General features: G+C 65.7%; 10 protein-coding genes. 6 read left to right on the top strand and 4 right to left on the bottom strand.

Translation table 11 applies throughout. The annotated features are described in order from the left end of the window. On the bottom strand, nt 1-794 hold a 794-nt coding region (locus ACIQ09_RS12995), incomplete at its 3' end, for a lyase family protein (RefSeq protein WP_398310354.1). A gap of 199 nt (nt 795-993) precedes the next feature. Further along, nucleotides 994-2559, bottom strand: coding sequence for a 4-hydroxyphenylacetate 3-hydroxylase family protein (locus ACIQ09_RS12990; RefSeq protein ID WP_398310351.1), 1566 nt, complete (start codon nt 2557-2559; stop codon nt 994-996). Between the two features lie 98 nt (nt 2560-2657). Here ACIQ09_RS12990 and ACIQ09_RS12985 point away from each other — a divergent pair, with 98 nt between their 5' ends. The 5 genes from ACIQ09_RS12985 to ACIQ09_RS12965 all read left to right on the top strand — a co-directional run bounded on the left by ACIQ09_RS12985 (nt 2658) and on the right by ACIQ09_RS12965 (nt 7381). Beyond that, complete coding sequence (locus ACIQ09_RS12985; protein ID WP_398310348.1) at nt 2658-3302, top strand: TetR/AcrR family transcriptional regulator; 645 nt, start codon at nt 2658-2660, stop codon at nt 3300-3302. Between the two features lie 65 nt (nt 3303-3367). After that, entirely contained in the window at nt 3368-4768 is a 1401-nt protein-coding gene (locus tag ACIQ09_RS12980; protein ID WP_398310345.1) for a hypothetical protein, read from the top strand. A gap of 67 nt (nt 4769-4835) precedes the next feature. Further along, nucleotides 4836-5219: a DUF6394 family protein gene (locus ACIQ09_RS12975; protein ID WP_398310342.1), complete on the top strand. Its 384-nt coding sequence runs from the start codon at nt 4836-4838 to the stop codon at nt 5217-5219. A gap of 4 nt (nt 5220-5223) precedes the next feature. Then, nucleotides 5224-6960 (top strand): potassium channel family protein, encoded by a 1737-nt coding sequence (locus tag ACIQ09_RS12970; protein ID WP_398310339.1) that lies wholly within the window; start codon nt 5224-5226, stop codon nt 6958-6960. Nucleotides 6961-7009: 49 nt separating this feature from the next. Further along, nucleotides 7010-7381 carry a hypothetical protein gene (locus ACIQ09_RS12965; RefSeq protein WP_398310336.1) on the top strand — a complete coding sequence of 124 codons (372 nt, stop codon included), beginning with the start codon at nt 7010-7012 and terminating at the stop codon, nt 7379-7381. Nucleotides 7382-7453: 72 nt separating this feature from the next. Here the strand turns inward: ACIQ09_RS12965 and ACIQ09_RS12960 are convergent, their stop codons facing one another. Next, a complete protein-coding gene (locus tag ACIQ09_RS12960) occupies nt 7454-7771 on the bottom strand; it encodes a DUF2322 family protein (RefSeq protein ID WP_296408612.1) in 318 nt (105 codons plus the stop codon). A 160-nt stretch (nt 7772-7931) separates the two neighbouring features. Beyond that, on the bottom strand, nt 7932-9299 hold the full coding sequence (gene purB / locus ACIQ09_RS12955) for an adenylosuccinate lyase (RefSeq protein WP_398310333.1): 1368 nt from the start codon (nt 9297-9299) through the stop codon (nt 7932-7934). Between the two features lie 104 nt (nt 9300-9403). Here purB and ACIQ09_RS12950 point away from each other — a divergent pair, with 104 nt between their 5' ends. Next, nucleotides 9404-9934, top strand: a complete 531-nt coding sequence (locus ACIQ09_RS12950; protein ID WP_398310330.1) for a TIGR00645 family protein — start codon at nt 9404-9406, stop codon at nt 9932-9934. The last annotated feature ends 12 nt before the right edge of the window (nt 9935-9946 follow it).

Raw genomic sequence — 9946 nt, 5'->3', positions numbered from 1 at the left:
GGGGCGGTGACGACCGGAATGCCGGTGATCTCGGCCAGGCGGCGGCACACCAGGCCGGCGTAGTCCGGGTGGGCGTTGATGCCGGTGCCGATGGCGGTGGCGCCGAGGTTGATCTCACGGATCAGCAGGGCGGCTTCCTTCAGGCGCTCCTCGTCCTCGCCGAGCATGGTGGCGTAGGTGGAGAACTCCTGGCCCAGGGTCATGGGCACTGCGTCCTGCAACTGGGTGCGGCCCATCTTCAGCACGTCGGCAAACTCCTCGGCCTTGCGCTCGAAGGCGGCACGCAGGTAGGCCATGGCGTCCACCAGGCGGAAGATACCCACGTAGGTGGCCAGCTTCAGCGCCGTGGGATACACGTCGTTGGTGGACTGGCTCATGTTGACGTGTTCGTTGGGGTGCAGGAAGCCGTACTCACCGCGCTGGTGACCCATGATCTCCAGGGCCCGGTTGGCGATGACCTCATTGGCATTCATGTTGGTCGAGGTGCCGGCGCCGCCCTGGATCACGTCCACCACAAACTGCTCGTGCAGGCGGCCGACCACCAGCTCGTCACAGGCGGCAACGATGGCCTTCATCCGCTCCTGGTCAAGGAGGCCCAGCTCGCAGTTAGCCTGGGCGGCCGCACGCTTGATCTGGGCAAGGGCGCGGATCAGGTCGGGATACACGGCGATGGTGATGCCGGTGATGGGGAAGTTCTCGAGGGCGCGCAGGGTATGCACGCCGTAGTAGGCGGCGGTCGGAACTTCCTTGTCGCCGAGAAGATCGTGTTCGAGGCGGGTGGTGGCGGTGTTCATAGGTGTCTCCTTGGGTATGGACCGGGGACCGGCTTGAAGCCGGCCAGGCCCCTCTTTCATTGCAGATCGCATGCCACCCCGGCGAGCGTCTGCCATTACCCATAAGACACTGATTCAAAAGGTTTTCAATTTTCACCGTAGGCAGCTCCGTCCGGCTATCCGGATAAAGCCTGCCGCGGGCGTCTGGAAATCCGAACCCTCAGGACGGCTCCGGGTGCCCCGGCGCAGGCAGATCCATCATCACCGCCTCCCCCGGCGCCGAGCAGCCCTTCGCACAGCAGCGCCCAGGCTGGCGCTTGAGGGTGATGGGGCGATCCGGCTCGGCCGCCACCCCCCGATCCAGCAGCCTTTCCACCAGCGCCACCTTGTCGCCCACCGGGTAGTGACGCCAGATCTCCTGCTTCATGGCCGCCGGCGAACCGCCACCATGGAGGCTGATCACCGAGTACCAGCCGGCCTGGTAGGAGGCTGTCAGGTCTTCCATGAAGCGCGCCGTCTGAATACGCTTGTCGTAGGGCACACCGGGCGCCGCCCGCAGCACGTCGGCCAGCCTGGCGGCGGTGACCGGGTTGTGATCCTCGTCGGGCCCGGGCAGGGTGACGATGAGGCCCCCCGACACGTAATGGGCGATGCGCTGCATGTCGTAGATCTGGTTGGCCAGCAGCAGCTTGCCGATATTGGAATACACCGGCTCGGGCATGAAACTGCGGCTGTGGGCGTCGGCCCGGGCATAGGTAGACGCCGCCACGCCGCAGGCATAGAAGCCCTCAACAATCTTGATCAGCTCCACCATCTGGTCGCGCAGGTGGGTCTCCTTGCCGGGGTCGAAGCCGTTGGCCTCGCACATCAGCGCACCGGCACCGATCAGCAGGTCGCCAAACCCGGCCCGGGCGGCGATGCAGCTGTGGCGGTGATGGGTGGCGTAATCCCAGGTGAGCTGGCCGGAGTGCTGCCATTCCCCGGCCAGGAAGACCCGCTCCCAGGGCACAAAGACCTGGTCGAAGATCAACACGCCGGTGGACTGGCCATACTTGTTGCTGAACAGGGCCGTCTTCTCGCCGGGCCGCCCTGCGGGCCGCGCCACGATGGTCAGGCCCGGGGCATCGCAGGGCAAGGCGCAGCACACGGCAAAGTCGGCATCCTCCGGGCCCATCTGGCGGCCAGGCATGACCAGGAATTCATGCATGTAGGGCGCGCCGGTGACGATGGCCTTGGTGCCGGAAACGGTGATGCCCTCGTCGCTCCGCGCCACGATGTGCAGGTAGCTGTCGGGGTTGGACTGCTGGTGGGGGCGCAGGCTGCGGTCGCCCTTGGCGTCGGTCATGGCGATGCCGATGGACAGGTCGGCGTCCTGCACCGCATGCAGCCACGCATCGAAGCGGGCGCTGTATGCGCTGCCACTGGCCGCATCCACCCGGCGGGACGACTGGAACAGGGCACCCAGTGCATCATGGGCCAGGTAGCGCTGGGCGCAGCCGGTTTCCTGGCATAGCAGGCGCACCGCCTCCAGCTTGTTGAGGAGGTCGCCGCTGCTCATGTCGATGTGCAGCATGCGGTTCACCACCTTGCCCGAAGTGTGCTGCACCGCCGTCATCAGGGGGGCCAGCTCCTCGCGAAGGGCAAAGTCGTAGGTCACCCCCAGGGCGCGGATGCCCGGCGCAAAGGCGGGCTCGTCGGGCACCGAGTCGACCCGGCGACCATCCAGGTACACGACGGGCCGATAGGAACGAAGGGATTCACGATAGTCGTCAGCAGACATGAACATGGACGGCTCCAGCAAGAAACAATGAACCCATAATTTGAACGTTGTTCTCTGTTTCGTCAATACGTTCACTTCCTGATACGGCATGGTAGATTTCCCCCATGACCGACACCCCCACCGACCCCCGCTCCCAGCGCCGCCAGGCCGTTTCCGACCTCAAACGGCAGATGATCCTCGATGCAGCCGAACGCATCTTTCAGCAGGACGGGCTGGACGGAGCGCACATGCGGGCCATCGCCAAAGAAGCCGGCTACACGGTGAGTGCCCTCTACAAGTACTACGCCAGCAAGGAAGAGATCTACGCCGACCTGCTGGCTGCCTCCCTCGACCGCCTGCACGCCGCCGTGGAGAGCGCGGCGCCGGCCGAGGCAGCGCCGGCCCTCCGCCTGCGCTGCCGGGCCCGCGGCTTCTTCGACTTCTACCTGGCCCACCCCCGGGAGCTGGACCTGGGCTTCTATCTGTTCCGCGGCCTGCAGCCCCTCGGTCTCAACCCGGAACTGGACGCCCGCCTGAACCAGCGGCTCGCCGACAGCCTCACCGGCATGCAGGCCGACCTGCAGGCCCTGGGCCTGCCCGAGGCCGATGCCCTGCGCGAGACCACGGCCCTCTTCGCCCACGCCACGGGCGTTCTGCTGCTGGTGCATACCGGGCGCATCCGCATGTTCGGCCAGCAGGGGCCGGCCCTGTTCGAGGCCTACCTCGACAGCCTCGTTGCCAGGGTCGAAGCCCGGCGGGCACAGCCTTGAGAAATCCATTCAATATGAATATAAACGGATTAATATAATGAATATTGCATTAAACCTGTCCCTTCATGCCAAGGCACCCAGACCCCGTCCGCCGGAAGCCCCCTGCCGATAGCGCTCCCCTTCCGCCCCGAAAAAGACGGGGCAACAGCCACGAGCAACGCCTCATCATCCTGCTGGAAGCCCTGTTCACACATCTTCCCAGCCCGGACCAGGGCCCCGGCCCCGCCGCCGACCTGCTTCTCGACACCTATCTCGACGCTGCCTCACCGCGCAAGGCCGAGCAATTTCTGGCGGCCCTGCGGGAGACCCCCTCGGCCGGCCTGCGCGCCTTGGGCTGGCAACGCCAATGCGCCTTGGACGCCGCCCGGGGCCGCCTCTCTTCCGCCTGGGCCGCCTTTCACGAAGCCACCCGACTCAACCCGGCGGCCCCGGCCCTGGCCTGTCTCGAAGTCAGCACCCTGATGGCCGAAGGGCGCCGGGACGAAGCCCGCCACAAAGCCGGGCTGTGGGCTGCACGGCTGGCCAGCAACCCGGCCCGCGATTTCTCCGACCTCATAGCCCACCTCCACGACATGGCCCGCCACGACCCCGCCGTACTCACCGATGCCGGCCCCGACAACGGCCGAGTGATCGAACGCATCCTGCTGCAGATTGATGCCTGGCCCGCCCCCACCTGTCATTACCGCCTGCGCCAGGCCGAGGCACTGGCTCCCGATCCGGCCCTGGCCCGGCTGGAGGCACGCTGGGCACACGTCTCCCCCTTCAACGACGCCGCCGCACCCGGCGCCTGGCTGGACATGCTCCTCAGCGAACGCCTGTGCGGGGAGTCCTTCCTGGTCCTCAACGACATGGCCGAAATGATGCAGCAGGCGCCTGTCGGCAATCCGGCCTCTGCCCGGGCCCTGATCCGAGCCCTTCTGCTTCGCGGCGAAGCCCTGCGCAGAGTGGTGCTAGCCGATCTGCAGGCCACCGATCACCCCCTGCCCTGGCAGCACCCGGGCAACCAGCCCGTGCTGTGCCTGACCGCCGACCACGCGCGGCATTTTTCCGCCCCGGGCGACGACACCGCCCTCGTCCCCCTGCGCTGGTCGGTTCGGGTGGCCAACCCCAGCGATGAAACCGGTCTGCGTGACCTGCTGGTGCACAGCCTGGCGAGCTGCGGCCACGCCGCTGAAGCGCTGGTGGTGGCCGAACACGCCGCGCCAGATGACACCTTCAGCCGCCATGGCCGGGTGCTGGCCCTGTTTGCCCTGGGCCAACGGGATGACGCACGGCAAGCCCTGCGCGAATGCCAGGCAGGCAGCCCGCAGATCTGGAAGACACTGAGTGCAAGAGCTCCGCGCAAGCCCAAGATGAACCCAGGGGTATATGCCGTAGGCGGCCGCGACGAGGCCTGGATCTACCGTCAGGCCTATCTCGAATACTGGACGCACGCGGGCGCGCTGGCCTGGGCGACGGAGAGCTAGCGCCGCGGGGGCCGGCGCACGGCGGGGAGTGCTAGCATTGCGGCATCGCCCACTTTGGACACCCCAGATGAACCTCGAGAAAGTCATTTTCGGCTTCTTCATCGTCTTCGCCGCCACATTGAACTTCGGCTTCTTCATCGGCGAGATCGACAATCCGACCCACCACGACATCTACGAGCTCTTCGCCGCCATCGTGGTCAACCTGATTGCCACCGTGCTCAAGTTCGGCGATCGCACCCAGATCGGCGCCATCCATCTGGCCACCAGCCTGGTGGCCGACCTGCAGCTGCTCGCCGCTGCCATGGTGTGGGGTTACGCCGTGCATGTGGATGGCACCGGCCTGACCGCCGGCGTCATGTCGAGCATCGTCTCCCTGTCCGGCGGGGCCCTGTTCGCCAACGTGATCTCGGTGGTCATCCTGATCGCCGAAACCATCATGCAGCGGCGCTGATGCCGTGACCAGCAGCACCCCCACCAGCACGATCTTCCTCGTCCTGCGGCGGCTGCGCACGCCGCTGATCGTGCTCATCATCATTTTCGCCCTGTCGGTGCTGGGCCTCACCCTGGTGCCCGGCCCGCCCGACGCCAACGGCGCGATCCAGCGCCTGAGCTTCTTCCACTCGGTGTATTTCTTCAGCTACACCGCGACCACCATCGGCTTCGGCGAGATCCCCTACGCCTTCTCCGAGCAGCAGCGCCTGTGGGTCACCCTGTGCATCTATCTGTCGGTGATCGGCTGGGCCTACACCCTGGGCACGGTGTTCGCGATGCTGCAGGACAAGAACTTCCTTAACGCCGTCGCCGTGCAGCGCTTTGCCCGCCAGGTGCGGCGACTGCGCGAACACTTCTTTCTGGTCTGCGGCTATGGGGAAACCGGGCGCCTGATCTGCAAGGCCCTCGACGAGCTCGGCTACCGGGCGGTGGTCATTGAGAAAGACGAAGCCAAGGTGGGCGACCTGGAGCTGCAGAGCTATTCGGCCGACATGCCGGCCCTGTGCGCCGACGCCGGCGAACCGGACACCCTGCTCTTCGCCGGCCTCACCAGCAGGTATTGCCGCGGCGTCATTGCCCTGACCAACGACGACAGCACCAACCTGGCCGTGGCCATCGCCGCGCGCCTGCTGGCCCCGGCGCTGCCGGCCCTGTGCCGCGCCGAGCACAGCGACACGGTGGCCAACATGGCCTCCTTCGGCACCCGCCACATCATCAATCCCTTCGAGCAGTTCGGTGAGTACATGGCCCTGGCCCTGCATTCGCCAGCCGCCTATCACCTGCTGCTGTGGCTCACCGGCCTGCCTGGCACCACGGTCACCCGCCACCGGGACCCTCCCGCCGGCAAGTGGGTGCTGTGCGGCTACGGCAGTTTCGGCAAGGTCATGACCGAGGCCCTGGAAAACGCATCCCTGTCCGTCACCATCATCGACCGCTCTCCGCCGGTCGATCCGGCCCATCACTGGATCAAGGGTGATGGCACGGGCGCCGACGCCCTCGCGGCGGCCGGCATCCGCGAGGCCGTGGGCATCGTCGCCGCCACCGGCAACGACGTGAACAACCTGTCCATCGTCGTCACCGCGCACCAGATGAACCCCGGCCTGTTCACGGTGCTGCGCCAGAACCATGTGGCCAACCGGGCACTCTTCGACGCCTTCGAGTCGGACTTCACCATGGTGCCCAGCGAGATCGTCGCCCATGAATGCCTGGCCATTCTCACCACCCCCCTTCTCGCGCCCTTCCTGGCGGCCGTGCGCAAGGCTGACGACGCGTGGGCCGAAGCCCTGCTGCAGGACGTCACCAGCCGCTTTGGCTGGGACGTGCCGGCGGTATGGAGTGTGGCCATTAACATTGCCCAGGCGCCGTCGGTGTATCGTCTGTTGATGCGCCACGAGACACGTCTGAAACTCGGCGACCTGCTGCGCGCCCCGGTCACCGATCGCCCCGACCTGTCCTGCCGCGCCCTGTTGCTGCTGCGCGAAGGGGATCCGCCGCGCCTGCTGCCCGACGAGGATCAGGAAGTCCTGCTGGGCGACCAGCTACTCTTCGTCGGCGACGAGACCGCCCGCAAGGAGCTGGGCCTGACCCTCTTCAACGCCCACACTCTCAAATACGTGCTTACCGGCCTCGACTCTCCCGGCGGCCTGGTCTGGGAATGGCTGGCGGCACGGCGCCGGAAAGAGGAAGCCGCACGCCGCTGAAACCAGGCCGCTACAATGCGCCCGCCTGCTTTACCGCCCCCTCCGCATCATGCCCACCCGCCTTCTTTCCGCTCCCGTCCTGCGTGGCTGCTTCGTGCTCGCCCTGGTGCTCATCTTCATCCTGGCGATGATTCCCATGGCCGTGGTGCCGGAGCTTGTGTCCTTTCAGGACAAGCTCCATCACAGCGCCGCCTTTGCCGTGCTGATGTTGCTGGGCCGGGGTGGCTGGCCCGCCCGGACGGCAGCCCTGGTGGCCGGGCTGATCGGCTACGGTGTACTGATCGAGGTGTGCCAGCACACCCTAACGATCAACCGGGTGGGGGAATTTCGCGATGTGGTAGCCGACGGCCTGGGGGTCGCCATCGGCTGGCTGCTTGGCCGATCGGCTGCGCTGCAGACTGTATTGCGGCACAGCCAGTGAAAAGGGCTGCCCGCAGGCAGCCCTTCAAGTTTCACCCGGGCGGCTAGCCGCCCCGGCCGTCGCCATGCAATTTCAGGCGGCAAACACGTGCTTCACGCGCAGGGTTTCACCCCGCTCCACCAGCCCGATCAGACGGTCGATGTTGGGGTGCTTGCCCGGGTTGAGACGGGCATCCTCGCTGTGCTCGGCGTAGATCTCGATTCCCTGGGTGGCAGCCTCGGGGGTGATCGCCCCGTGGATCTGCCCCAGGTGGTTGTACACCGCCAATGAACCGGCCTGGCCGGGCTTGTTCTCGATGGTGGCCACCACCTCGCCAGCGGCGTTGGTGAGCTGGATGGACGCCAGGTGGGAGACGCCCGGCAGGGTCTTCAGCTTGTCTGCAAATGCCATTCATATTCTCCGACAAAGGTTCGGACAGGTGTGGCAATGGGTGCCGTGTAGAGGCGACTTCAGTCGCCTGCGGACTTCGGTCAAGGGCTTGCGGGTGATTCACGGGGGGAGTGGGCGACTGAAGTCGCCCCTACACGCCCCTACACGCCGCGCTTGCCCTTTAGATGCGCTTGGCCAGCTCGGCGGCCTTGCCGATGTAGCTCGCCGGGGTCATCTGCAGCAGGCGGGCCTTCTCGGCTTCCGGGATGGCCAGGGTGCCGATGAATTCCTGCAGCGCTTCGCGGGTAATGCCTTTGCCGCGGGTCAGCTCCTTGAGCTGCTCGTAGGGGTTAGCCACGGCGTAGCGGCGCATCACGGTCTGGATGGGCTCGGCCAGCACTTCCCAGCAGGCGTCCAGGTCGGCCGCCAGGCGGGCCGGCTCGGCTTCCAACTTGCCCAGGCCGCGCAGGCAGGAGTCGTAGGCCAGCACGGCGTAGCCGAAGGCCACACCCATGTTGCGCAGCACGGTGGAATCCGTAAGGTCACGCTGCATGCGCGACACCGGCAGCTTGTCGGCCAAGTGGCGCAGCACACCGTTGGCCAGGCCCAGGTTGCCCTCGGCGTTCTCGAAGTCGATCGGGTTGACCTTGTGCGGCATGGTGGACGAACCGATCTCGCCGGCCTTCAGCTTCTGCTTGAAGTAACCCAGGGAGATGTACATCCAGATGTCGCGGCAGATATCCAGCACGATGGTGTTGGCGCGGGCGGTAGCGTCAAACAGCTCGGCCATCGCGTCGTGGGGTTCGATCTGGATGGTGTAGGGATTGAAGCTGAGGCCCAGGGATTCGATGAAGCTGCCGTTGAAGGCTTCCCAGTCGAAGTCGGGGTAGGCCGACAGGTGGGCGTTGTAGTTGCCCACGGCGCCGTTGAACTTGGCGGTGAGCTCGACGGCGGCGATGGCCTTGCGCACGCGGCGCAGGCGATGGACGACGTTGGCCATTTCCTTGCCCAGGGTGGTCGGGCTGGCCGGCTGGCCGTGGGTGCGGGACAGCATGGGCAGCTCGGCGTGCTGGTGGGCCAGCTCGACCAGGCGGGCGATGATCTTGTCGAGGGCCGGCAGCAGCACGGTGTCGCGGCCATCGCGCAGCATCAGGGCGTGGGAGACGTTGTTGATGTCTTCCGAGGTGCAACCGAAGTGGATGAACTCGGTGACGCGGGTGACTTCGGGGTTGTGGCCGAGGCGTTCCTTCAGCCAGTACTCCATGGCCTTCACGTCATGGTTGGTGGTGGCTTCGATGGCCTTCACGGCCTCTCCGTCGGCCACCGAGAAATCGGCGATGACGGCATCCAGCTCGGCCACGGTGGCGGCGGAGAAGGGGGCAATTTCGGCCAGTTCGGGCGCGGCGGCGAGGGCCTTCAGCCACTCGATCTCGACCTTGACCCGGTTGCGGATCAGACCGAACTCGGAAAAGTGCTCGCGCAGCGCGGAAACCTTGGATTCGTAGCGACCGTCGAGGGGCGACAGCGCGGTGATGGGCTGGAGATTCATGCGTAAAGGCCTTGAGGCGAAAAAGCAAAGTTCTCCATTTTACCGTCTTGGAGGTCCGTTCGCCGATGATAAAATCCGGGCTCCCCCAACAGCAGCACCTCATCATGAGCAAAGGTTCACAACAACTCGAACGCTTCATCTTCTGGAGCCGCTGGCTCCAGGCCCCCCTGTACCTCGGGCTGATCGTTGCCCAGGGTATCTATGTCTATCTCTTCATGGCCGAACTCGGCCACCTGATCGCCTCGGTCTTCGAGTCCGGCGGCCACATCAGTGAAACCGAGACCATGCTGGTGGTCCTCGGCCTGATCGACGTGGTGATGATCGCCAACCTGCTGATCATGGTGATCATCGGCGGCTACGAGACCTTCGTCTCGCGCCTGGAGCTACAGGACCACCCGGACCAGCCGGAGTGGCTGTCCCATGTGAACGCCGGTGTGCTCAAGATCAAGCTGTCCACCGCCATCATCGGCATATCCTCGATCCACCTGCTGAAGACCTTCATCAATGCCGCCAACCTGGCCGAGCACACGATCATGTGGCAGGTGATCATCCATGTCGTGTTCCTGCTGTCCGCCATGGCCATGGCCTACGTGGACAAGATGATGAACCAGACCGTTTTGCTGTCAAAACACTAAAGAGAGGGAGCT

It is taken from the genome of Zoogloea sp. (assembly GCF_044344315.1).
In the GTDB taxonomy this organism is placed as follows: Bacteria; Pseudomonadota; Gammaproteobacteria; order Burkholderiales; family Rhodocyclaceae; genus Zoogloea.
This window is presented reverse-complemented; position numbering and strand designations above follow the sequence as displayed.

What these genes read in the sequence shown, in the direction of transcription:
- ACIQ09_RS12950 (WP_398310330.1), top strand. Translation starts at nt 9,404, where the DNA reads ATGAGCAAAGGTTCACAACAACTCGAACGCTTCATCTTCTGGAGCCGC.
- ACIQ09_RS12980 (WP_398310345.1), top strand. Translation starts at nt 3,368, where the DNA reads ATGCCAAGGCACCCAGACCCCGTCCGCCGGAAGCCCCCTGCCGATAGC.
- ACIQ09_RS12965 (WP_398310336.1), top strand. Translation starts at nt 7,010, where the DNA reads ATGCCCACCCGCCTTCTTTCCGCTCCCGTCCTGCGTGGCTGCTTCGTG.
- ACIQ09_RS12985 (WP_398310348.1), top strand. Translation starts at nt 2,658, where the DNA reads ATGACCGACACCCCCACCGACCCCCGCTCCCAGCGCCGCCAGGCCGTT.
- ACIQ09_RS12960 (WP_296408612.1), bottom strand. Translation starts at nt 7,771, where the DNA reads ATGGCATTTGCAGACAAGCTGAAGACCCTGCCGGGCGTCTCCCACCTG.
- purB (WP_398310333.1), bottom strand. Translation starts at nt 9,299, where the DNA reads ATGAATCTCCAGCCCATCACCGCGCTGTCGCCCCTCGACGGTCGCTAC.
- ACIQ09_RS12990 (WP_398310351.1), bottom strand. Translation starts at nt 2,559, where the DNA reads ATGTTCATGTCTGCTGACGACTATCGTGAATCCCTTCGTTCCTATCGG.
- ACIQ09_RS12975 (WP_398310342.1), top strand. Translation starts at nt 4,836, where the DNA reads ATGAACCTCGAGAAAGTCATTTTCGGCTTCTTCATCGTCTTCGCCGCC.